The sequence below is a fragment of the Modestobacter sp. SYSU DS0290 genome, from assembly GCF_054050955.1.
Genome location: NZ_JBJHAI010000009.1, coordinates 35,084 through 57,311, shown reverse-complemented (window position 1 = coordinate 57,311; position 22,228 = coordinate 35,084). Strand labels below are relative to the sequence as shown.

24 protein-coding genes are annotated in these 22,228 nt (G+C 75.7%); 12 read left to right on the top strand and 12 right to left on the bottom strand.

The window, feature by feature from the left end; all coding sequences use genetic code 11:
* Positions 1 to 136 precede the first annotated feature (136 nt).
* From ACI795_RS10020 to ACI795_RS10010, 3 genes are all read left to right on the top strand, one after another.
* On the top strand, positions 137 to 1,888 hold the full coding sequence (locus ACI795_RS10020) for a hypothetical protein (RefSeq protein ID WP_457075346.1): 1,752 nt from the start codon (positions 137 to 139) through the stop codon (positions 1,886 to 1,888).
* A 90-nt stretch (positions 1,889 to 1,978) separates the two neighbouring features.
* Positions 1,979 to 2,842 carry a DUF4397 domain-containing protein gene (locus ACI795_RS10015; RefSeq protein ID WP_457075345.1) on the top strand — a complete coding sequence of 288 codons (864 nt, stop codon included), beginning with the start codon at positions 1,979 to 1,981 and terminating at the stop codon, positions 2,840 to 2,842.
* 55 nt (positions 2,843 to 2,897) lie between these two features.
* The gene (locus ACI795_RS10010) at positions 2,898 to 3,482 is read left to right on the top strand and encodes a class F sortase (protein WP_457075344.1); all 585 of its coding nucleotides are present in this window, start codon (positions 2,898 to 2,900) and stop codon (positions 3,480 to 3,482) included.
* A 28-nt stretch (positions 3,483 to 3,510) separates the two neighbouring features.
* Here the strand turns inward: ACI795_RS10010 and ACI795_RS10005 are convergent, their stop codons facing one another.
* The 5 genes from ACI795_RS10005 to nucS form a co-directional block, all read right to left on the bottom strand.
* The gene (locus tag ACI795_RS10005; protein WP_457075343.1) at positions 3,511 to 3,747 is read right to left on the bottom strand and encodes a hypothetical protein; all 237 of its coding nucleotides are present in this window, start codon (positions 3,745 to 3,747) and stop codon (positions 3,511 to 3,513) included.
* 106 nt (positions 3,748 to 3,853) lie between these two features.
* Positions 3,854 to 5,521, bottom strand: coding sequence for a 3-hydroxyacyl-CoA dehydrogenase family protein (locus tag ACI795_RS10000; protein WP_457075342.1), 1,668 nt, complete (start codon positions 5,519 to 5,521; stop codon positions 3,854 to 3,856).
* 134 nt (positions 5,522 to 5,655) lie between these two features.
* Positions 5,656 to 6,219 (bottom strand): RNA polymerase sigma factor, encoded by a 564-nt coding sequence (locus ACI795_RS09995; protein ID WP_457075341.1) that lies wholly within the window; start codon positions 6,217 to 6,219, stop codon positions 5,656 to 5,658.
* Positions 6,216 to 7,064 carry a hypothetical protein gene (locus ACI795_RS09990; RefSeq protein ID WP_457075340.1) on the bottom strand — a complete coding sequence of 283 codons (849 nt, stop codon included), beginning with the start codon at positions 7,062 to 7,064 and terminating at the stop codon, positions 6,216 to 6,218. The genes ACI795_RS09995 and ACI795_RS09990 overlap by 4 nt, the downstream gene beginning before the upstream one ends.
* Before the next feature lie 131 nt (positions 7,065 to 7,195).
* Positions 7,196 to 7,867: an endonuclease NucS gene (gene nucS / locus ACI795_RS09985; RefSeq protein ID WP_457075339.1), complete on the bottom strand. Its 672-nt coding sequence runs from the start codon at positions 7,865 to 7,867 to the stop codon at positions 7,196 to 7,198.
* 57 nt (positions 7,868 to 7,924) lie between these two features.
* On the opposite strand from nucS, the gene ACI795_RS09980 reads away from it, so the two are divergent.
* From ACI795_RS09980 to ACI795_RS09970, 3 genes are all read left to right on the top strand, one after another.
* Positions 7,925 to 8,824 (top strand): hypothetical protein, encoded by a 900-nt coding sequence (locus ACI795_RS09980; RefSeq protein ID WP_457075338.1) that lies wholly within the window; start codon positions 7,925 to 7,927, stop codon positions 8,822 to 8,824.
* Between the two features lie 73 nt (positions 8,825 to 8,897).
* Entirely contained in the window at positions 8,898 to 9,629 is a 732-nt protein-coding gene (locus tag ACI795_RS09975; RefSeq protein ID WP_457075337.1) for a hypothetical protein, read from the top strand.
* Positions 9,630 to 9,644: 15 nt separating this feature from the next.
* On the top strand, positions 9,645 to 10,376 hold the full coding sequence (locus ACI795_RS09970) for a YqjF family protein (protein ID WP_457075336.1): 732 nt from the start codon (positions 9,645 to 9,647) through the stop codon (positions 10,374 to 10,376).
* Between the two features lie 42 nt (positions 10,377 to 10,418).
* On the opposite strand, the gene ACI795_RS09965 is transcribed toward ACI795_RS09970, so the two are convergent.
* On the bottom strand, positions 10,419 to 11,801 hold the full coding sequence (locus ACI795_RS09965; RefSeq protein WP_457075335.1) for a dicarboxylate/amino acid:cation symporter: 1,383 nt from the start codon (positions 11,799 to 11,801) through the stop codon (positions 10,419 to 10,421).
* A gap of 308 nt (positions 11,802 to 12,109) precedes the next feature.
* Here ACI795_RS09965 and ACI795_RS09960 point away from each other — a divergent pair, with 308 nt between their 5' ends.
* The 5 genes from ACI795_RS09960 to ACI795_RS09940 all read left to right on the top strand — a co-directional run bounded on the left by ACI795_RS09960 (position 12,110) and on the right by ACI795_RS09940 (position 16,033).
* Complete coding sequence (locus ACI795_RS09960; protein ID WP_457075334.1) at positions 12,110 to 12,766, top strand: DedA family protein; 657 nt, start codon at positions 12,110 to 12,112, stop codon at positions 12,764 to 12,766.
* Between the two features lie 81 nt (positions 12,767 to 12,847).
* On the top strand, positions 12,848 to 14,029 hold the full coding sequence (locus ACI795_RS09955) for a sensor domain-containing phosphodiesterase (protein WP_457075333.1): 1,182 nt from the start codon (positions 12,848 to 12,850) through the stop codon (positions 14,027 to 14,029).
* Positions 14,030 to 14,096: 67 nt separating this feature from the next.
* The gene (locus tag ACI795_RS09950) at positions 14,097 to 15,128 is read left to right on the top strand and encodes a Gfo/Idh/MocA family protein (protein ID WP_457075332.1); all 1,032 of its coding nucleotides are present in this window, start codon (positions 14,097 to 14,099) and stop codon (positions 15,126 to 15,128) included.
* Between the two features lie 321 nt (positions 15,129 to 15,449).
* Positions 15,450 to 15,803, top strand: a complete 354-nt coding sequence (locus tag ACI795_RS09945) for a hypothetical protein (RefSeq protein ID WP_457075331.1) — start codon at positions 15,450 to 15,452, stop codon at positions 15,801 to 15,803.
* Between the two features lie 68 nt (positions 15,804 to 15,871).
* Positions 15,872 to 16,033, top strand: a complete 162-nt coding sequence (locus ACI795_RS09940) for a hypothetical protein (RefSeq protein ID WP_457075330.1) — start codon at positions 15,872 to 15,874, stop codon at positions 16,031 to 16,033.
* 24 nt (positions 16,034 to 16,057) lie between these two features.
* On the opposite strand, the gene murA is transcribed toward ACI795_RS09940, so the two are convergent.
* Complete coding sequence (gene murA / locus ACI795_RS09935; protein WP_457075329.1) at positions 16,058 to 17,353, bottom strand: UDP-N-acetylglucosamine 1-carboxyvinyltransferase; 1,296 nt, start codon at positions 17,351 to 17,353, stop codon at positions 16,058 to 16,060.
* 91 nt (positions 17,354 to 17,444) lie between these two features.
* On the opposite strand from murA, the gene ACI795_RS09930 reads away from it, so the two are divergent.
* Positions 17,445 to 18,053 carry a cob(I)yrinic acid a,c-diamide adenosyltransferase gene (locus ACI795_RS09930; protein WP_457075328.1) on the top strand — a complete coding sequence of 203 codons (609 nt, stop codon included), beginning with the start codon at positions 17,445 to 17,447 and terminating at the stop codon, positions 18,051 to 18,053.
* 111 nt (positions 18,054 to 18,164) lie between these two features.
* On the opposite strand, the gene ACI795_RS09925 is transcribed toward ACI795_RS09930, so the two are convergent.
* The 5 genes from ACI795_RS09925 to ACI795_RS09905 all read right to left on the bottom strand — a co-directional run bounded on the left by ACI795_RS09925 (position 18,165) and on the right by ACI795_RS09905 (position 22,227).
* Positions 18,165 to 18,569, bottom strand: a complete 405-nt coding sequence (locus tag ACI795_RS09925; RefSeq protein WP_457075327.1) for a DUF2550 domain-containing protein — start codon at positions 18,567 to 18,569, stop codon at positions 18,165 to 18,167.
* A 40-nt stretch (positions 18,570 to 18,609) separates the two neighbouring features.
* Positions 18,610 to 18,999 (bottom strand): F0F1 ATP synthase subunit epsilon, encoded by a 390-nt coding sequence (locus ACI795_RS09920; protein ID WP_457075326.1) that lies wholly within the window; start codon positions 18,997 to 18,999, stop codon positions 18,610 to 18,612.
* 207 nt (positions 19,000 to 19,206) lie between these two features.
* Entirely contained in the window at positions 19,207 to 19,440 is a 234-nt protein-coding gene (locus tag ACI795_RS09915) for a hypothetical protein (RefSeq protein WP_457075325.1), read from the bottom strand.
* A gap of 259 nt (positions 19,441 to 19,699) precedes the next feature.
* Positions 19,700 to 21,145, bottom strand: a complete 1,446-nt coding sequence (atpD, locus tag ACI795_RS09910) for a F0F1 ATP synthase subunit beta (protein ID WP_457075324.1) — start codon at positions 21,143 to 21,145, stop codon at positions 19,700 to 19,702.
* A 119-nt stretch (positions 21,146 to 21,264) separates the two neighbouring features.
* Positions 21,265 to 22,227 carry a F0F1 ATP synthase subunit gamma gene (locus tag ACI795_RS09905; RefSeq protein WP_457075323.1) on the bottom strand — a complete coding sequence of 321 codons (963 nt, stop codon included), beginning with the start codon at positions 22,225 to 22,227 and terminating at the stop codon, positions 21,265 to 21,267.
* Position 22,228 lies beyond the last annotated feature (1 nt).

The following is a 22,228-nucleotide window of genomic DNA, read 5'->3' as shown; positions in this document are numbered from 1 at the left end:
GGCCGGCCAGCCCGTACGACGAGACGCCGGGAGGACCCCCACCGTGCCCGACCCGACGCCGCCGGTCGGCCGTCGCCGCCCGGGCACCCGAAGGGCCCGGCACGCCGCGACGTCCCCGGGGCGCCGGCGTGCCGGCGTGCTCTGGCCGCTGACCGCGCTGGCAGTCCTGGCCGCCGTCGCCGCCCGGCGCCTGTCCGGTCCCCGGCTCCCCGGCGACGACGCGCTGGCCGCACCGGCGGCGGTCCTGCTCCGCGGGGACGGCGACCTCGCCCTGCTGTCTCCCGACGGGGTGGGGGCGCTGCACACCGCGGTCTACGCCACCGTCACCCGCGCCTTCGCCCGGCACGACACCCTGCTGGCCGCCGAACGGGAGCTGCTCGCCGGCGCCCTGCTGGTCACCGGGGTGCTGCTGTGGCGCACCGGCCGGCGACTGGGGCTGGGCGACGCCGGGTCCGCCCTGGCCGTGCTGGCGCTCGCGGCGGTGCCGGCGCTCGCGCCGCTGTCGGCCGCTGCATCGCCGGCCTGGCTGGCCCTGCCCTGGCTGCTCCTCGCCGCGTGGCTGCTGCTGTCCGGGCGCCCGTCACCCGCGGCGAGCGTGACCGCCGCGGTGGCCACCCTGCTCGGCGTCCTGCTCGCCCCGGACGCGCTGCTGCTCCTCGTCGTCGGCGTCGTCGCAGGCACCGCTGCGCGGACGCCGTGGCACCGGCTGCCCGGGCCGGCCGGCAGCCGCTCGCGCACGGCCCTGGTGCTGGCCGTCGTCGGCTCCGCGCTCGCCGCCGTCGCCACCCGGCTGCTCGTCGGCGTCTGGTACCCGCGGCCCGGAGACCCGGCGCGGTGGGGCGCGGGCACCGCGGAACTCGTGGCGCTCGGCGTCGCGCTGGCCGCCATCGCGGTGGTCACCCTCGTCCGGCTGCCGCGACTGCGCGGGCCCGGTGCCGCGCTGCTGGCCGGGACGCTGCTCGGCGTCGTCCCGCCCGGGGACCGGCTCCCGGCCCTGCTGACCTGCCTGCCGGTGGCGGCGCTGCTGGCCGCCGTGCTGGCCACCGGCGCGACCGTGCCGCTGACCGACCGGCTCGCCGCCACCCGCCCCGCCCTGGCGAGGTGGGTCCGGCCGGCCGCTGCCGTCGCCCTGGCGCTGCTCCTCGCCGCGGCGCTCCCCGCCGCGCTCATCGCACCCCGGGACGACCTCGGGGCGCAGGCGCACGCGCAGCTGGTGTCCTGGGCGGGCGAGCAGCTCCCCGACGACGCGGTGCTCGCCGCCGGCCCCCGGCTGGCCGCCGAGCTGGTGCACGCCGGCCTCGCCGCGGACCGGCTGGTCCCGGCCGGCGACCCGGTTCCCGCCGCGGCCGGCGACCCACCGCTGCGACTGCAGGTGACCACCGGCGAGGACCCGGCCGGGGATGCCCTCGCCCGCTTCCCGGCCGGCACCGCGGGGGACGACGCCCTGACCGTGGCCGACCCCGATCCGGCCGAGCCGACGGCGGAGCAGCTGGCCGCCCGGCGCGAGCTCGGCACGGCGTTGCTGGCCAACCCGGCCACGACGGCGCCACCGGCCGCCGCCGAGCTGCTGCGCTCCGGAGCCGTCGACCCCCGGATGCTCACCCTGCTCGCCGGGCTGGCGGCCCGGTTCGGCGTCGGGCTGGCCGACCTGCCGCCGGTCCCCGGGGAGTTGCCCGGCGTCCCGGCCCGCCAGGCCCTGCTCGGTTCCGTGGGCGGCGAGCCGCTGCCCGGGGACCCCGCAGCGGTCGACCGCCTGCGCGCCTGGCTCTCGGCCCAGCGCGCCCCCTACCGGCCGGCCCGGGTGACCACGGTCGACGACGGGCTGCTGCTGAGCTGGCCGCTGGCCCGGGACCCCGACGCCCTGGTGGCCCCGGGCGGAGGAGGATGACCCAGCGCCACCTCGTGGGGACCCCGCGTGCAGAGAGCGGCGGGCGTGGGTAGGGGTGGCCGGACGTCCCGAACCGACAGGAGGAAGCCGATGTCCCGGCTGACCCGAGGCCCGCTGCTGCTCCTGCTGAGCGCGGGGCTGTGCGCGCTGGGGCTCGCCCCGGCTGCCGCGGCCCCCACCGAGGACACCGGGCTGGTGCGGATGATGCACCTGTCCCCGGACACCCCGTCGGTCGACGCCTACATCGACTCCGTCTCCGCGCCGGGCACCGGGGTGGTGCTCCCGGCGGTCACCTACGGCGACGTCTCGGACTACCGGTCGGTGCCCGCGGGCACGTACACCGTGAGCGCCCGTGCGGCCGGTGCCGACCCGGCCAGCCCGCCGGTGCTGGCCACCACCGTCACCGTCGAACCGGGCACCGCCACCACGATCGCCGGCGTCGGGTACTTCGCCGACCTCGGCTTCGCCGTCCTCCCGGACGACCTGACGCTGCCCCCGGCCGGCCAGGCCCGCGCCCGGGTGGTCAACGCGGCGGCCGGCGTCTCCCCCGTCGACCTCGCGCTGTCCGACGGGCCGCAGCTGGCCTCGGACCTGGAGTTCGCCCGCAACACCGAGTACCTCGACGTGCCCGGCGGCCCGGCCACGCTGACCGTGACGACGGCGGCCGGAGAGCCCACCGAGCTGCCGGTCGACCTCGCGGCCGGGTCGGTGTACACCGTGCTGCTCCTGGACCGCAGCGGTGGCGGGGTCACCGTGACCACCGTGCTGGACGCCGCCAGCCCCGGGGTCGTCCCGGTCGGCGGCGTGGAGGCCGGCGCGGGCGGCACCGCCGCCGGCGGGGGTGCGCCGGTCGGCCGCCTGGCGCTGGCCGCTCTCGCGGTCACCGCCCTGCTGCTCGCCGTCCGGGGCCGGGTCGCCCCCCGCGGCCGGGCGGCCCGGCACGCGGCGTCCTGATCCGGCGCGCGAGCACCAGGTGACCGAGGGCAGGCACCGGCGTCCGTCATCGCGGGTGACGCCACGGGTGCGGCTGGCGCTGGCCGCGGTCGGCGTCGTCGCCGGCGCGGCTGCGCTGCTCTCCCCCGCCCCGACCGCCCCGGCCCGCGCCGCGGCGCCCCCGGCGCCGGTCGTGGTCGCCGAGACGGCCACCACCACCGCTCCCGCGCCGGTGCGGGTGCGGATCCCGGCCATCGGCGTGGACAGCCCCCTGCCGGCCATCGGCGTCGACGACGCCGGCGCGCTGGTGCCCCCCGCCGACTTCACCCGAGCGGGCTGGTTCGCCGCCGGGCCGGCTCCCGGGCAGCCGGGCCCGGCCGTGCTCGCCGGCCACGTCGACGACCGCAGCGGGCCGGCGGTCTTCTTCCGCCTGGAGGAGCTGACCCCCGGCGACCAGGTGCTGGTCGACCGGGCCGACGGCAGCCAGGTCGCGTTCACCGTCACCCGGGTGGCCGCCTACCCCAAGACCGACTTCGCCACCGCGGAGGTCTACGGCCCGACCGGGGACCCGCAGCTGCGCCTGATCACCTGCGGTGGCGAGTTCGACCGCGACCGCCGGAGCTACACCGACAACGTGGTGGTCTACGCCACCGCAACATGAGGGAACGGCCCCGCCAGCGGGGCCTTCATCAGCGGCGGCGGAGCCGGCTGTCCCAGCAGACCCGGTGCCAGTGCCGGCGCAGGTCGGCGGCCGAGTCGGTGTCCCACGGGTCCAGGTCGGAGTCGCGGGCGTACGCCGGCCAGGTGACCACGTGCGGCGTCCCGGGGCGGATCTCCTGGTCGCAGCCCGGGCAGCGGTAGCTCTTCTCCCCCGCCGCGCCGGTGAGCGGTCGCACCGCCCAGTCGCCGTCGGGCGCCTCCTCCACCGGCGTGGACCGCGGGACGGGCCGCCGTGGGGTCGGCCGGGAACCGCGACCGGCCGGGGACGACCCGGCCCGGTCGCGGCGGGAGCCACCGCGGCGGGGCACCGCCCTACCGACTCGCGTGGTCGCGGAAGCCGCGACCGGTCGTGCGGCCCAGGTGGCCGGCGGTGACCAGGTGCCCCAGCAGCGGTGCCGGTGCCAGGCCGGGCTCGCGCGACTCCGCCCACAGCCGCTCCTGGGCCGCCAGAGCCACGTCCAGGCCGACGGCGTCCAGCAGGGCGATCGGGCCCACCGGGTAGCCGCAGCCCAGCGTCATCGCCGCGTCGACGTCGTCCGCGTCGGCGTAGCCGCTCTCCACCATGCGCACCGCGTCGTTGAAATGGGCGAACAGCAGCGCGTCGACCACGAACCCCGCCCGGTCCCGGCAGGAGACGGCGGGGACACCCGCCCGGTCGCAGACCGCGTGCCCGGTCGCGGCGGCGTCCGGGGCGGTGAGGACGGTGGCGACCACCTCGACCAGGCGCACCTCCGCCGGGGCCGGGCCAGGTACGTGCAGCCCGACGACGTCGGCGGGGCGGCCGCTGGCCTGCGCGCACTCGACGACCGGCAGGACCGACGTCGTGGTCGCCAGCACCGCGCCCGGCCGGGCGACCCGGCCGAGTTCGGCGAACAGGGCCCGGGTGGCCTCCCGGTCGCCACCGGCCGCCTCGACGACCAGGTCGGCGTCGGCCACCCCGGCCAGCTCCCCGGCGCCGGGGACGACCGTGACGGCGCAGCCGCCGGCGCCCAACCGCTCGGCGAGGGCCTCGGCCAGCGAACCGTCGCCGACCACGCCGACCGCGCGCACCGGCCGGGCGCCCTCGGCCGGACCGCCCGCGACGGGCGTCCGCGCATCGGCGACCACCTGCCCCGGGCCGAGGCCGGCGTAGGTGTGGAAGCCGCGGCCGGTCTTGCGGCCGAGCAGCCCGGCGGCCACCAGCTGCGTGAGCAGCGGGCTCGGCGCGTGCCGCCGGTCGCGCGTCTGCCGGAACACCGTCTCCAGCACCTCGAGCGCGACGTCGAGGCCGATCAGGTCCAGCAGCGCCAGCGGCCCCATCGGCAGGCCGCACGCCAGCCGCATCGCGGTGTCGAGGTCCTCCCGGCCGACGTGCCCGGCGTCGTACACGGCGACGGCCTGGTTGAGGTAGCCGAACAGCAGCGCGTTGGCGACGAAGCCGGCCCGGTCCCCGACCGTGACGGCGACCTTGCCCAGCCGGGCGCACAGCGCCTCGACGTCCGCGACGACCGACGGCTCGGTGACGACGGTGTGCACCACCTCGACCAGCCGCATCACCGGGGCCGGGTTGAAGAAGTGCATCCCGATCACGCGGCCGGGGCGCCCGGTGGCCACCGCCAGCTCGGTGACCGAGAGGCTGGAGGTGTTGGTCGCCAGCACCGTCTCCGGGCCGCACACCTCGTCCAGCGCGCGCAGCACCCGGGACTTGAGCTCCAGCCGCTCGGGCACCACCTCGACCACCAGCCCGGCGTCGGCGAGGCCGGCCATCGCGGTGGTGAACCGGATCCGGGAGAGGACGGCGTCCCGGTCGGCAGGGTCGAGCTTGCCCCGGGCGACGGCCTTGTCGGTGGAGGTCACGACGTGCTCGCGGCCCCGCTGCAGCGCCTCCTCGGTGACCTCGACGGCGGTCACCGACAGCCCGGCGCGGGCGAACACCTCGGCGATGCCGGCGCCCATCGTGCCCAGCCCCACGACGCCGACCTCGGTCAGTTCCCTGGCCACGCTGCCGTCCTCCCGTCCTCGGTTGACCGCCGGAGTCTCCCAGACCACGGGGCCGGCACGCCGCGAGGGCGGACCGGGTCGTCCCGCTCCCACCGGGGGTCTGACGTCCCGGGGCGGGACGTCAGACCCCCGGGTCACCGGGCCGGGGCGGAGCTGACGGCCGCCCCGACGACGGCACCGCGGACCGGGTCGCCGGAGTCGTCGTCGAGGAGCGCCCGGAGCGCCGGGTGGCGTCCGAGCCGGGCCCTCGCCCGGTGCAGCCGCACGCGGGCCGTGTTCGCGGTGATCCCGACGACCCGGGCCGCCTCGGACGGGCTCAGGCGTTCCCAGGTGGTGAGGGTGACCAGCTCCGGGTCCACGTCGCTGAGCGAGTCCAGCGCGCGGCGCACGGCCTCCTCGCGGCGGTCGCCCGCGGTGTCCGGCCCCGGCCCCGTGGCCTGCCCCGCTGCGTCCTCGACGTCCGACCGGGTCCACACCGACCGGTGGTGCTCGGCGAGCAGCCGGCGGGCGACGCCGAACAGCCAGAGCCGCCGCTCGTCCCCCGCCGGCAGGTCCGCCCGCCGGCGCCAGGCGACGAGGTAGACCTCGGCGAGCAGGTCCGGGGCGTCGTCGACCGGGGCCCGGCGGGACAGGTAGGCCAGCAGCGGGGCGCGGGTGTCCCGGAACAGCGCCTCGAACTGCGCCTGCTCGTCGCTCACCGGACACCGTGCAGCTCGTAGGCCGGGTCGGCGTCGATGACCGGGACGTACTCCCAGCCGCAGGTGCGGCTGTCGGCCACCGCGTCGAGGACCGCCTGTCGGTCGCCGGCCCGGGCCGCCTCGGCGAGCGGGCGCAGCCACCAGCGGTACGACCCGTTCTCCGGCGACTCCGCCGGAACCGGCTCCTGGTGGTCGGCGGCGAAGGTGAGGAAGGGCTCCCAGGTCAGCGCCGCGGTGAGCGTCTCCGCAGCGGCGGTCCGCGCCGCGACGTCCCCGGTGCCGTCGGCGGCCACCCAGGCGTCGGCCCAGGTGCACACGGCGTAGCCGGCGACCTCGGACCGCAGGCCGCTCTCGGTTCCGGTCGAGCCGGGATCGGGCCGGCTGAAGTACGCCAGGGCCCGGTCGCGCTGGGCCGCGTAGCCCGGCGCGAAGACGATGTCGGCCGTGGTCTCCTCGACCACTTGGGCCAGGTCGGTGCCCGCCCAGTCGAGGACCTCCCCCGACCCGCCGGCGCCGACCTCCCAGCCGGTCAGCTCCTCGCCGGTCCGGGTAGCGATGTACGCCGCGGCTGCCGCCGTGCCGCTGCCGGCCACGACGACGGCGAGCGTCACCGTCGCCAGCCGGGCCGTCCGCCGCCGGCGTCGCGCGGCCACCTCGCGGTCCCCGATCAGGCCCAGCCGGCGCCGCTGCAGGTCGTCACCGGGGCTCACCGGGTCGTCGTCCATGGCGGCCTGCACCCGCGACCACACGTCGGAGAGGACCTGCTCGTCCTCGGCCCCGGTCCGCTGGACCGTCCCCGCGCGCTGCAGCAGTGCGTCCAGCTCGTCGTCGTCCGGATCTCTCATGGGGGTCGCCCTTCGTGGAGGGGGCTGCGGTCCGCGGCCCGTCACCCACCACATGCGAGGCCATTACACGGCGGCAGCGAACCGTCACCGGCTGCCGTCCCGGCGGCCGGTCCGATCCGCCGCCGCAGTGCTCAGAAGAGCCGGGCGGAGGGGTCGTCGGTGCCCTTGAGGACGGCGTAGTCGACGGTGACGCAGTCGATGCCCCGGTCGGTGGCCAGCACCCGGGCCTGCGGCTTGATCTCCTGCGCGGCGAACACGCCCTTGACCGGGGCGAGCAGCGGGTCGCGGTTGAGCAGCTCCAGGTAGCGGGTGAGCTGCTCGACGCCGTCGATCTCCCCGCGCCGCTTGATCTCCACCGCCACCGTCGTGCCGTCGGCGTCCCGGCAGAGCAGGTCGACCGGGCCGATGGCGGTGGGGTACTCCCGGCGCACCAGCGACCAGCCCGCGCCGAAGGTCTCCACGTGCATCGCCAGCAGCCGCTGCAGGTCGGCCTCGACGCCGTCCTTCTGCAGGCCGGGGTCGACGCCGAGCTCGTGCCGGGAGTCGTGCTCCACCGACTCGATGGTGATGATGAGCTGCTCGCCGGCCTTGTTGGTGACCGTCCAGGTGCCGGTGCCGTCGGTCAGCTCCTCCTTGAGCGAGCACGGCGGGCTCATCCAGTTCAACGGCTTGTAGGCCCGGTCGTCGGCGTGGATGGACACCGACCCGTCGGCCTTCACCAGCAGCAGCCGCAGCGCGGGCGGCAGGTGGGCGGTGAGCCGCCCGAGGTAGTCGACGGAGCAGCGGGCAATGACCAGACGCACGGACGGCGACGCTACCGGGCCGCGGAACCGCACGCCCGCCCCCTTCGTCCTGGTGGTGTGCGCCTGATCACCACGCTCCGTGCGACCGCCCTCGCCGGCCTGCTGGCCGTGCTCGCCGCCTGCGCCGAGGGCGGGAGCACCGCGGCGCCGTCCAGCCCCGACCCCGCCCTGCCGTCCAGCCCCGGCCTCGAGCTGCCGGACGACGCCGACGCGCTGGTGCTCGCGGTGGAGCACACCGGCGGGTTCACCACGCCGGAGATGCTCGCCGCCCGGCTGCCGGTGGTGGCCGTGTACGCCGACGGCCGGGTGGTCACCGAGGGCCCGGTCGTGGCGATCTACCCGGGCCCCGCCTGGCCCAACGTGCAGGTGCAGCAGGTCGACCGGGACGCCGTGCGGGAACTGGCCCAGCGGGCGCTGGACGCCGGGCTCGCGGAGGACGGGGACCTCGGGTCACCGCCGCTGGCCGACGCCACCACCACCCGATTCACCCTGCAGACCGCCGAGGGCACCTACGTCCGGGAGGCGTACGCGCTGGACGAGGGGCGCGACTGGCCCGACAGCGGGCTGACCGAGGACCAGCAGGAGGCGCGGTCCCGGCTCGCCGACCTGCGCGACGCCCTCACCGACCTGACCGCCACCCTCGGCGAGGGCGTGGCGGGTGGCACCGAGCAGTACGAGCCCACCGCCGTCGCAGCGCTGGTCCGGCCCTGGACCGAGCCGGCCGACGGCCTGGCGTCCCCCGAGGTCGCCTGGCCCGGGCCGGCGCTGCCGGGTGAGCCGCTCGCGCCGGGGGTCACCTGCCTGGCCGTCGAGGGCGAGCAGGCCACCGCGGTGGCCGCCGCCGCCCGGGAGGCCACCACGCAGACGCCATGGGTGGGGTCCGACGGCACACGGTGGGCGGTCACGTTCCGCCCGCTGCTGCCGCACGAGCAGGGCTGCGCCGACCTGACCAGGTGACCTGCGCGGCACCGGCCGGGGGCGCCGGGCGTGTCGTGGGCCGGCCCCGCCCCGGGGCTGCCAGTGTCGCTCCGTGCGGCGACCGACGACCCTGCTGGCCGGGTCACCGCGCGAGCAGTGGGCGCTGGCCGGCCTCGTCGTCCTGCTGGTGGTCGCCGCCCCGCTGGCGGCGCTGCGCGGGGACGGGGTGCTGACCGCGCTGGTGACCGCCGCGCCGGCCGGCCTCGGCCTGCTGGTCGCCTACGCCGCGGTGCTCACCGCCGACCGCGCCCGGCACGACGACGGCGGGACCGCGCGCGCGGCGCTGGACGCGACGGCGCCGGTCGTCTCGGTCCGGGTGGCCGACGTGCTGGCCTCCCGCGGGGGCGGCGACGTCCGCTTCGAGGTGCTGCTGGAGGTGGAGAACCACGGCAGCACCCCGGTGGTCGTCGAGCCGGGGCGGGCCTCCCGCGGCCGGTTCCGCGAGGCCCGGCCGCTGGCCCTGGCGCCGCGCCGTGGCGGCGCGCACCCCGGCCCGCACGTGCGCTGCCTGACCCTGCAGCTGGTGGTGCCGGCCCCCGAGGTCGCCGCGGGGCTGGCCGCCTGCACCGGCCGGCGGTTCGGCTGGACCGGCGTCACGGTGGTGCTGCTGGTGCACAACCTGGGGCGGACGGTCACCGACGAGCTGCGGTTGGCCTTCGACCTGGAGCCCTTCACGCGCGGCTCCGACGGCGGGTGGGTGTGGACCGATGCCCCGCTCACCGACGACGGCGGCTGGGGCTGGCTGGCCGGCCGGTCCTACCGCGACCTCCCCCAGCCCGCCTGAGGGAAGCTGGCCGACGTGGCCGACCCCGAACCGTCGACGCCCACCAGCCCGCGCCCGGTGCTCCGTGGCATCTCCACCCAGGGCTGGCGGGACCTGGCGTTCCTGCACTGGGCGGTCGACCCGGCCGTGGTGGCGCCGCTGCTGCCGGCCGGGACGGTGCCCGACCTGCACGAAGGTGTCACCTACGTGGGCCTGGTGCCCTTCCGGATGGTCCGGATCGGCCTGTTCGGCAGCCCCGGCCTGCCCTACCTGGGCACGTTCGCCGAGACCAACGTGCGGCTGTACTCGGTGGACGCCGCCGGTCGCCGGGGCGTGGTCTTCCGGTCGCTGGACGCCGAGCGGCTGCTGCCGGTGCTCGCCGCCCGGTGGGTGGCCCGGCTGCCCTACCTGTGGTCACGGATGCGGGTGGAGCGCAGCGGCGACCGGGTGCGCTACACCTCCACCCGCCGCTGGCCGGGGCCCCAGCCGGCGGCGAGCCGGGTGGAGCTGCGGATCGGAGAGCCGCTGCCCGGTGAGGACCCGCTGGCCCGGTTCCTCACCGCCCGCTGGGGGCTGCACCGACCGGGGCGGCGCGGGCCGGTCTACTGGCCCAACGAGCACCCGGAGTGGCCGCTGTACGACGCGGAGCTGATCTCCCTGGAGGAGTCGCTGCTGGCCGCGGCGGGGCTGCCGGGGGTCACCGGCGCCCCGGACAGCGTGCTCTTCTCCCCCGGCGTCGACGTCCGGTTCGGCCCCCTGCTCCGCTGAGCCCGGTCCCGGCGGGCGTCCGCCGGGACCGGGCCCCACCGGTCAGACGGTCGTCGGCTGCGGCGTGCGCAGATCCCGGTCGACGCCGTCCTCGCCGGTCGCGGCGCGCAACGGGTCGGCGGTGCGGGTGGCGTTGAAGCGGGCGAGGTCCAGGATGCCCTCGCGCTTGGCGACGATGGTGGGCACCAGGGCCTGACCGGTGACGTTGGTGGCGGTGCGGCCCATGTCCAGGATCGGGTCGACCGCCAGCAGCAGCCCCACACCGGCCAGCGGCAGGCCCAGGGTGGACAGCGTCAGCGTGAGCATGACGACCGCGCCGGTGACGCCGGCGGTCGCGGCGGAGCCGACCACCGACACCAGCGCGATGAGCAGGTAGTCGGTCAGCGAGAGGTCGACGTCGAAGAACTGCGCCACGAAGATCGCCGCCAGCGCCGGGTAGATCGCGGCGCACCCGTCCATCTTGGTGGTCGCGCCCAGCGGCACGGCGAAGGACGCGTAGCTGCGCGGGACGCCGAGGTCGGCCTCGGTCACCCGCTGGGTCACCGGCAGCGTGCCGATCGAGCTGCGCGACACGAAGGCCAGCTGGATGGCCGGCCAGGCACCGGCGTAGAAGCGCAACGGTGAGAGGCCGTGCAGCTTGAGCAGCACCGGGTAGACGACCAGCAGCACGATCGCGAGCCCGGCGTAGACCGCGCCGACGAAGACGCCCAGCGAACCGAGCGAGGTCCAGCCGTAGCTGGCCACCGCCTTGCCGATCAGGCCGACGGTGCCGATCGGCGCCAGCAGGATGACCCACCAGAGCACCTTCTGCACGATCGCCAGCACCGAACGCGTCACCGACAGGAACGGCTCGGCCGCCTCGCCGACCTTGAGCGCGGCGATGCCGATCGCGACCGAGACGACGATCAGCTGCAGGATGTTGAAGCTGACGCCGCCGGAGCCGTTGCCCTCGAGGCCGAGGAAGTTCGCCGGCACCAGGCCGGTCAGGAAGTCCCACCACGACCCGGTGGTCGCCGGCTCGGCGGCCTGGCCGGCATCGACCGAGCTGTTGTCGCCGGGCCGGGTGAGCAGGCCGAGGGCGATGCCGATGGAGACGGCGATCAGCGAGGTGATCGCGAACCACAGCAGGGTCTGCCCGGCCAGCCGGGCGGCGTTGGACACCTGCTTGAGGTTGGCGATGCTCACCACGATCGCGGTGACGATCAGCGGGACGACGATCGCCCGCAGCAGCCCCACGAACGTGTTGCCGATCGTGGTGAGGGTGCTGGTCAGCCAGTTGGCGTCGGTACCGGGGACCAGCACCCCGTCGACGAAGGAGCCCTCGACCGGGCCCATCGCGCGGGCGACGAGCCCGAGGGCGATGCCGACGACGAGGCCGAGGAGGACCTGGACCGCGAAGGGGACGCGGCGCAGACGTGCGAGCACGGTGGTGTGCCTTTCGAAGGAGGGATGCGGGAACGGGCGCCGGACCGCGGTCAACGGTCGGCGGTCATCCGCCCGAAGTCGATGACGCGCCGCCGCGTCAGCCCCCAGAGATCACCCACGCGGGAGGGAAGGCAGCGCCGAGGAGCATCCATTCCCGGCGGTGAGCATGATCACCGCCGGACCGGCCCGTCGTCCGGGAGTCGCACCCCCGTGCTACTCCCGGTGGACACCGGTCGCTACCTCGGGTGGATGTGCGCGGCCCCCTCGGGCGAGCAGGCTCGGCGCATGCCGTCCCCGGGGAGCCGACCGTGACCGACGCCGTGCTGACCTGGGTGCACGACCTGATGGCCTCACCGTGGGTGCTCGTCGCCCTCTTCACGCTGGCCGCCGTCGACGGCTTCTTCCCGGTGGTGCCGGGTGAGAGCGTGGTCATCACCGCCGGGGTGTTCGCCGCCACCGGTCAGCCCGACCTGCCGGCGGTGATCGCCGCCGCGGCGGTCGGCGCGTTCGCCGGCGACCACGTCTCCTACCTGCTCGGCCACCTCGCCGGCCCGGGCCTGCGGTCCCGCGCGCGGCCCGGCAGCCGCCGCCGTGGTGCGCTCGACCGGGCCGAGCGGCTGCTCACCCGGCGCGGGGGCGTCCTGCTGGTGACCGCCCGCTACGTGCCCGGCCTGCGGACGGCGGTCACCCTGACCGCCGGTGCGGTCGGCTGGCCGCTGCGGAGGTTCACCCCGTTCGCCGCGCTCGCCGCGCTGACCTGGGCGGGCTGGTCCGCCGGGATCGGGTACGTCGGCGGCCTGGCCTTCGAGCGGGACCCGCTGCGGGGTCTGCTCCTGGGGCTGGGCCTGGCACTGGGCCTGGCCGCGCTCGGCGAGCTGGTCCGGGCCCTGCTGCACCGTCGGCGCCCCCGGGCCGACGAGCCCGCCGATCCTCCCCAGGCACCGGAGCCGGTGTCGGCCGGCTGAGCGGGCAGCGCCGCCACGACCCACCGGGACAACCGATACCAGGACGTTCCGCCACCGCCGGTCCTGCGGGACACTGCGAGGGTGATCGGGAGCACATCGTCGCCGTCTCCTCCGTCCGTCGCCCTGTCCCCTGCCTGGCTGCACCGGGTGCTCGACGCCGCGCGCACCCGGCTGGGCATGGAGGTGGCCTGGATGTCGACGTTCACCGAGAGCACCCAGCACATCCAGGCCGCCACCGGTGCGCTGGACGCCATGCACGTGCACGAGGGGATGGAGCCCCCGCTCGAGGGGTCGTTCTGCGTGCGGGTGCTCAGCGGGCAGCTCCCCCCGGTCGTCACCGGCGCCCGCCGCCACCCCGGGACGCGCGACCTGGCGGTCACCACCGACCTCGGCATCGGCTCCTACGTGGGTGCGCCGGTCCGGAACCCGGACGGCCGCCCGATCGGGATGCTGTGCTGCGTCAGCCAGGACGACGGCGCCCACCTGGACGGCGCGGCTGCGCGCACGCTGGAGCTGCTGGCCGACCTCATCGCCGACCGGCTGGCCGAGCCGCTGCCCGAGCCCCCGGCCGACCCCGCCGGGCGGGTGCGCGAGGTGCTCAGCGAGGGGGCGGTCGTCACCCACGTCCAGCCGATCGTCGACCTCGGGACCGGTACGACCGTGGCCTACGAGGCGCTGGCCCGGTTCCCCGAGGTCGAGGACGGTCCGGCACAGCTGTTCAGCGCCGCGGCCGCGGCGGGGCTGGGGGTCGAGCTGGAGGAGCTGGCCGCCCGCGCCGCGCTCGCCGTGGCCCCCCGCCTGCCGGCGGGCCGACCGCTGGGGGTGAACCTCTCCCCGCAGGCGCTGCAGTGCCGGTCGGTGACCGGTCTGCTGCTCGACCACCGGCACCTCGACCTCTCGGTCGAGGTCACCGAGCACAGCCCGATCGAGGACTACGACGCCCTGGACCGCGTCCTCCGCTGTCTGCGCGAGGCCGGCATCGGGCTGACCGTCGACGACGTCGGCGCCGGGTACGCCAGCCTCCGGCACGTGCTGCGGCTGCGCCCCGACGTCGTCAAGCTGGACATCGCGCTGGTCACCGGCCTGCACCTCGACCCGGCCAAGCAGGCGCTGGTCACCGCCATGGTCAGCTTCGCCGCCGCGACCGGCACACGGCTGGTGGCGGAGGGGGTCGAGGAGCTCGCCGAGGTCGAGTCGCTGCGCACCCTGGGCGTGTGCCAGGGCCAGGGCCACCTGTTCGGCCGCCCGGCGCCCCTGCTCTGAGCCGCCCGGAGCACCCGGGGGCCGGCAGGAGAGGATCGCTGCACGCGTCGTCGAGGTGAGGAGCAGCGTGGTGGAACCCGTTCGGTTCGGACTGGTGGGGTACGGCTTCGGTGGCCGGTACTTCCACGCCCCGCTGCTGGCGGCCGCGGCTGAGGTCGACCTGGTCGGCGTGGTCACCTCATCGGCGCAACGACGCGAGCTGGTGGCCCGCGAACACCCCGGGACGGCGACGTTCGGCTCGCTCGCCGAGCTGCGCGCGGCCGGGGCAGAGGCGGTGGCGATCTCCACCCCCGCCGACTCGCACAGCGCGCTGACCGACCAGGCGCTGGACCTCGGCCTGGCCGTCGTGTGCGACAAGCCGTTCGCGCTGGACGCCGCCGCCGCGCGGGCCAGCGTCGAGCGGGCCGAGCGGCTGGGCCTGGCGCTCTCGCCGTACCAGAACCGGCGGTGGGACTCCGACTTCCGCACCGTCCAGGCGCTGGCCGAGGCCGGCACGCTCGGCACGATCACCCGGTTCGAGTCCCGCTTCGAGCGGTTCACCCCCGAGCCCGGGCCCGCGCCCGCCGGCGGCGGCACGCTGCTGGACTTCGGCAGCCACCTGGTCGACCAGGCGCTGGTGCTGCTCGGCCCGGTGACGTCGGTCTACGCCGAGTGGCGGGTGCGTGCGAGCGGGCTGGACGACGACGTCTTCGTCGCCCTCACCCACGCGAACGGTGCCCGCTCGCACCTGGCCGGCAGCTGGAGCGAGGGTGCGCCGGGTGACCGCTTCCGGGTCACCGGCACCGCCGGCAGCTACGTCGTCGGTGGGCCGATGGACGGCCAGGAGGCGGCCCTGCTCGCCGGGGAGACCCCGGCGACCCTCGGCCGGGACTGGGGCGCCGAGCCGGAGGCGCGCTGGGGCCGGGTCTGCCGGGGCGACCACGCCGACCGGGTCCCGACGCTGCCCGGCGCCTGGGACACCTTCTACCCGACCTTCGCCGCCGCGGTGCGCGGCCTCGGCCTGGTGCCGGTGGAGCCCCGGGACGCCGTCGCCAGCCTCACCGTGCTCGACGCCGCCCGCCGCAGCGCCACCGAGGGCGTCGTCGTCCGGCTCGGGTAGCGGCCGGGGCGGTACCGGTGGGCGTCGCCCCGGAGCAGCAGGAACGCCGCCCCCGAGCCGGGCAGCGCCTGGGCCAGCGAATCAGCCACGCGTAGCCGAACTGCGGCAGCAGCCCTCGGCCCACCGCCCGGACGCTGCCGGCGCCGGCCGCCAGCAGGACCGCGAGACCGGTCGCCGTCCCGACCGGGGAGTCCCGCACCGGGTCACGCACGGAGACGGCGGCGCTGAAGGCAACGGCATGCCGCCGCAGTCCAGGCAGGCAACCGACCGGTGACGACGCCTCGCCCGCGCAGTGGGAGTGGCACACTCGGTCGCGGGTCGGTGACGGGCCGGCCCGCGGCCAGCCAGGAGGTCGACGTGCCGATCGACGCCGGGAGTCTGCACTACCTCGTCGGGCCGGTCATCGCGCTGGTCATGCTGGGCCTGATCGGGCTCTTCCTGCGCTGGGCGTTCGCCTCGGACTCCTCGACGAAGCCGCGCCGGCCCGAGGAGCTGCTCACCCCGGTGGCGACGATGACCCGCCGGGAGTCGGCGCTGGCCTTCCGCGCGGTGCTGTCCGACGCCGGGATCCGGTCGACGATCCGGCACCCGGCCGCCCACCGTTCCGACGTGCTGGTCTTCCCCGAGGACCTGGCGCGCGCCCGCGCGCTGGCGCTGTCCTTCCAGGGGCAGTGAGCCCGGACCGCCCTGGGCAGCCGGCGTCAATTGGCGCCACAGCCAGCGGACGGCGGTGCATCAGGGAGATGGAGCCACACCGCCAACGCGGAGGACGAACCCCGGAGAACCGGCTCGAGCAGCAGCGAGCAGCCCGGCAGGACCCCGACGGCGACCGGCTGACTGCCGAGCAGGAGCACTTCGGCGTGCTGCGCCCCGCACCGGGCGTCAGCGCCCGCGGCACCCAGTAGCCCCGCGCGCGCAGGGACCGGGGGTCAGCCCGGGCGCTCGGTCCGTTCGATCTGCACCCCGACGCCACGCAGCTGCTCCAGGAAGGCCGGGTAGCCGCGGTCGATGTGGTGCACGTCCTGCACCTCGGTGATGCCGTCGGTGAGCAGGCCGGCGAGCACCAGGCCGGCGCCGGCCCGGATGTCGGTGGCGAGCACCGGCGCGCTGGACAGCCGCTCCCGGCCGCGGACCACCGCGTGGTGGCCGTCGATCCGCACGTCCGCCCCGAGCCGGACCAGCTCGTTGACGAACATGAAGCGGCCCTCGAAGACGTTCTCGGTGATCAGCGCGGTGCCCGTGGACACCGCGGCCAGCGCGACCGCCATCGGCTGCAGGTCGGTCGGGAAGCCCGGGAAGGGCAGCGTGACGATGTCGACGCCGCGGGGCCGGTCCTCCATCGCGACCCGCACGCCGTCGGGGCGGGCCTCGACGGTGGCGCCTGCGGCGACCAGCTTCTCCAGGGGGACCGTGAGGTGGTCGGCGACCGCGCGCTCCACCAGGACGTCGCCGCGGGTCATCACCGCCCCGATCGCCCAGGTCCCGGCGACGATCCGGTCGGGCACGGTCGTGTACTCGACCGGGTGCAGCTCGCTGACCCCCTCCACGGTGATCGTGGAGGTCCCGGCGCCTTCGATCCGGGCGCCCATCGCGGTGAGCATCCGGCACAGGTCGACGATCTCCGGCTCGCGGGCCGCGTTGTCGACGACCGTGGTGCCCTGGGCCAGCGCGGCGGCCATCACCAGGTTCTCGGTGGCCCCCACCGACGGGAAGTCCAGCCAGATGGAGGTGCCGACCAGCGTCGGGGCGGTGGCGATCAGGAAGCCGTGCTCGTTGACCACCGTGGCGCCCAGCCGCTCGAGGCCGGCGACGTGCATGTCGAGGCCGCGGGAACCGATCGCGTCACCACCGGGCAGGGCGACCTTGGCGGTGCCCAGCCGGGCGACCAGCGGGCCGAGCACGCTGATCGAGGCCCGCATCCGGCGCACCAGGTCGTAGTCGGTCTCGCTGGAGGGCCGCTCCGGGACGTCGATGAGCACCCGGCCGCCGCCGCTGTGGCTCTCCCCCTCGCGCACCGGGTACCTCTCGTAGCTGACCCCGCACCCCAGCCGGCGCAGCACCTCGCTCATGATCTCGACGTCGAGGATGGCGGGGACCTCGTCGAGGGTGGTCCGCCCCGGGGCGAGCAACGCGGCGGCCATGAGCTTCAGGGCGCTGTTCTTCGCGCCGGTGACCCGCACCCGGCCGCGCAGCGACGTACCGCCGGTCACCTCGAAGCACTCCACCGGGACACCTTACGGCGGCCCTGCTGCGGGCCCCACCGCGAGCGGGCCAGCGGTGGCGGCACCGCTGGGACCTTCTCCTAGGCTCCTGGTCATGACCGTCCGGCTGACCCGCATCTACACCCGCACCGGTGACGCCGGCCAGACGCACCTGGGCGACATGTCCCGGGTGACGAAGACCGACCGGCGGCTGGTCGCCTACGCCGACGTCGACGAGACCAACAGCGTGCTGGGCGTCGCGCTCGCCCTGGGCGCACCCACCCCCGAGGTCGGTGCACTGCTCAGCTCGGTGCAGAACGACCTGTTCGACGTCGGCGCCGACCTGTCCACGCCGGTCGTCGCCGAGCCCGCACACCCGCCACTGCGGGTCACCGCCGCCTACACCGAGCGGCTGGAGGCGGCGTGCGACGAGCACAACGCGCAGCTGCCCGCGCTGACCTCGTTCGTGCTGCCCGGTGGGACACCGCTGGCGGCCCTGCTACACCAGGCCCGCACGGTGGCCCGCCGGGCCGAGCGCAGCGTGTGGGCGCTGCTGGAGGTCGACGCGGCGCACACCAACGCCGAGACCGCCCGCTACCTCAACCGGCTCTCGGACCTGCTGTTCATCCTGGCCCGCCGGGCCAACCCGGACGGCGACGTGCTGTGGGAACCCGGCGCGCACAGCGGCGTGCACGCCCAGCGGGAGACCCGCGACCGCAGCTGACCGGGGCCCCGTCAGGCCCCGTCCCGAGGCTCGTCCCGAGCGTGCGAGGGATGAGGAGGACGGGGTCCTTCATCCGGCCCGGGCGGGCGAGGGCTGGGGGGCGGCGGGCCTTCAGCGGTCGACCGGCGGGGCGGACTCGATCCAGGACAGGAACCCGGTCACCGTCGAGGGGTCCATCGCCAGCTCCTGCGGGCCGGCGCCGGTGCGGCAGGTCAGCACCACGCTCTCGGCGGGCAGGGCCAGATCTCCCTCGTCCGGCCGGCGTCGCGCGTCGACCCGGAACTCGCCGCGGCACAGCCGCTGGTTGGGCCGCACCGAGAGCGACAGCGCCCGGTACCAGAGCAGGGTGTCGCCGGAGTACCAGGCGACACCGAGCGCCCACCGGCCGCCGTCGGAGGGACGCAGCCACATCGTCACCGCGCCCAGCCCGGAGAGCAGGAACCGGCGACGCAGCAGGAAGGCGGCGACCAGCGCGACCACCAGCAGCCCGGCGACGACCAGGACGAGGGTGGTCACCGGGGCGGGGCTGGCGGGCGCAGGGGGACGGTCCGGGCGATCAGGCGTCCTGACCGGCGGCGCGCAGTCGGGACTGGGCGCGCCGCGCGGCCGCGACGGCCTCGGGGTCGTCCCCGGCCTGCTGGGCGCGGCGCAGCGCCTCACGCGCCCGCTCGACGTCGATCTCGTTCGCGAACTCGGCGGTCTCGGCCAGGATGGAGACCCCTTCGCCGGTCACGGAGAGGAAGCCACCGTGGGCGGCGACGACGAGCTCCTCGCCGGAGTCCTGCTGGATCCGGACGACGCCACCGGGAGCCAGCTCGCCGAGCAGCGGAGCGTGGCCGGCCAGCACTCCGAGCTCACCCTCGGTCGTCCGCGCGATCACCCGGGTGGCCTCACCGGACCAGATCATCCGCTCCACGGCCACGAGCTCGACCTGCAGGGTCGCCACGACACTCCTCGGGGGTCACCGGGCCGGCGAGCAGCCGGCGGTGCGGGCCGCCGGTCCGGCTGGACACGGCGACGGGTCATACCACTGTAACGGCACCGGCGACGGGCAACCCGTCCAGGGTTTCCCGTCCCCGCCGCAGCCACGGGCCCGTCCTCCGGCAGGGGCCGGCCGCGGGCGGAGCGAGTGGTGGGAGCCGGAGGGACCTCGTCAGGCGCTGCGGCGGTAGACGACGGTCCACCGGCCGAGACGCACCTGCGGATGCCACACGACCGAGGGGGGTGCCCACTCCTGGTCGGCGAAGGAGCGGCCCTCGACCGGCGCGTACGGGGGCCAGCTCCACTCCAGCGCATCGGCGGGCAACGACCCGTCGTCGGCCTCGCTGCTGGATCCCGTCGCGAGCCTGCGCGTGACGGGGGGCAGGAAGGTCCTTCTGCTGTGCACGAGCCGAACTCCCCGGTGCTGCGCCCGCCGACCGGGCGCCTTCCCGACCATCGTCGTCACCCCGGGCCCGTTCCTTGAGCCCCCGGGTGCGCCGACCACCCGATCGAGGGCACCGCGGCTGCGCGTCGTCACCCTCCGCGTGGGCAGAACGACGACGGCCGGGCCCCCGAAGGGAACCCGGCCGTCGCAACACGATGGAACGGCCCCGTCCAGGGGCTCACCCCGAGCGTGCGAGGGGTGAGGAGGACGGGGTCCTTCGTCAGCTCTTCTTGAGCTTGTCGAAGTTCCGCTCGAGGTCCTCGAGGCCACCGCACATGAAGAAGGCCTGCTCGGGGACGTGGTCGTACTCGCCGGCCGCGACCGCCTTGAACGCCTGCAGCGTCTCCGACAGCGGCACGTAGGAGCCCGGCTGACCGGTGAACGCCTCGGCGACGAACATGTTCTGCGACAGGAAGCGCTCGATGCGACGGGCCCGGTTGACGGTGACCTTGTCCTCCTCACCGAGCTCGTCGATGCCGAGGATCGCGATGATGTCCTGCAGCTCCTGGTACCGCTGCAGGATCCGCTGCACCTCGCGGGCGATGTCGTAGTGCTCCTGCCCGATGTACTGCGGGTCGAGGATCCGGCTGGTGGAGTCCAGCGGGTCGACGGCCGGGTAGATGCCCTTCTCGGAGATGGGCCGGGAGAGCACCGTGGTCGCGTCGAGGTGGGCGAACGTGGTGTGCGGCGCCGGGTCGGTGATGTCGTCGGCAGGCACGTAGATCGCCTGCATCGAGGTGATCGACCGGCCGCGGGTCGAGGTGATCCGCTCCTGCAGCGTGCCCATCTCGTCGGCCAGGGTCGGCTGGTAACCCACCGCGGAGGGCATCCGCCCGAGCAGCGTGGAGACCTCGGAACCGGCCTGGGTGAACCGGAAGATGTTGTCGATGAAGAGCAGCACGTCCTGGTCGGCCTCGTCGCGGAAGTACTCCGCCATGGTCAGCGCCGACAGCGCGACCCGCAGCCGGGTGCCCGGCGGCTCGTCCATCTGGCCGAAGACCAGCGCGGTCGAGTTGATGACGCCGGACTCGGTCATCTCGGTGATGAGGTCGTTGCCCTCGCGGGTCCGCTCCCCCACCCCGGCGAAGACCGAGACGCCACCGAACTCCTGGGCGACGCGGCGGATCATCTCCTGGATGAGCACCGTCTTGCCCACACCTGCACCGCCGAACAGGCCGATCTTCCCGCCGCGCACGTAGGGCGTCAGCAGGTCGATGACCTTGATGCCGGTCTCGAGGAGGTCGGTGCGGCCCTCGAGCTGGTCGAACTTCGGCGCGTGCCGGTGGATCGTCCAGTGCGGGGCGTCCTCGCCGTAGCCGGGGGTGTCCAGGCACTCGCCGAGCGCGTTGAACACGTGCCCGGTGACGGCCTCGCCGACGGGGACGGAGATCGCCGAGCCGGTGTCGGTGACCGGGGCCCCACGGACCAGGCCGTCGGTCGGGGCCATGGAGATGGTGCGGACCACGTTGTCACCCAGGTGCTGGGCGACCTCGAGGGTCAGCGTCTTGCGGAGGTCGGCCAGGGTGACGTCGACCTTCAGCGCGTTGAACAGGTCGGGCATCGCGTCGCGGGGGAACTCGACGTCGACGACCGGCCCGGTGACCCGGACGACGCGGCCGGAGCCGGTCGTCTCCCGGGTGGTCGGACGGTCCTCGGTGACGGTCATCTGTGCTGCTCTCCTGCCCTCGGGCTCGGTGGTCCTACGTCTTCAGTGTCCCCGGCGGCGGCGGTCTGCGCCGCCGCCGGGGACGGTGGAACGGGTGCGGGGCTCAGTCGTCCCTACCCTCAGTCGTCCTGGCCCGCGGAGACCAGCGCGTCGGCGCCGCCGACGATCTCGCTGATCTCCTGGGTGATCTCCGCCTGCCGGGCCTGGTTGGCCTGGCGGGACAGGTTCTTGGCCAGCTCCTCGGCGTTGTCCGAGGCGGACTTCATCGCCCGCCGCCGCGACGCCGACTCCGAGGCCGCGGCCTCCAGCATCGCCGCGTAGATGCGGGTGGTGACGTACTTGGGCAGCAGGGCGTCGAGCAGCTGCTCCGGGGAGGGCTCGAACTCGTAGGAGGCGACCGGCTCGGACCGGTCGGACCCGTTGCCGGACTGCCCCTCCTCGAGCTCGTCGACCTCCTCGACGACCAGCGGCGCCATCCGCTTGGCGACGGGCACCTGGGACAGCAGCGAGCGGAACTCGGTGTAGACGATGTGCAGCTCGTCCACGCCCAGCAGGCCGTCGGCCCCGGCGTCGCCGTCGGCGTCGTCCTCACCTGCGGTGAAGGCCTCGATGAGGGTGCGGCCGACCTCCTGGGCGTTCTCGTACCCGGGCTGCTCGGAGAAGCCGGTCCAGCTGTCCTCGATGGCGCGCTCGCGGAACCGGTAGTACGTCTCGCCCTTGCGGCCGACGACGTACAGCAGCGGCTCCTTGCCCTCGTCCCGCAGCAGACCGAGGAGCTCCTCGGTGCGCCGCAGGACGTTGACGTTGTAGGAGCCGGCGAATCCCCGGTCGGAGGTGATCACCAGGACCGCCACCCGGCGCGGGTTCTCCCGCTCGGTCAGCAGCGGGTGGTCCAGGCTGGCGGAGCCCGCCAGCGCCGAGAGCACCCGGGTGATCTCCCGGGAGTAGGGCTTGGAGGCCTCCACCCGGGCCTGGGCACGCACGATGCGGGCACCGGCGATCAGCTCCTGCGCCGAGAAGATCTTCTTCGTCGAGCGGGTGGAGCGGATCCGGCGCCGCAGCGCGCGCAGACTGCCGGCCACG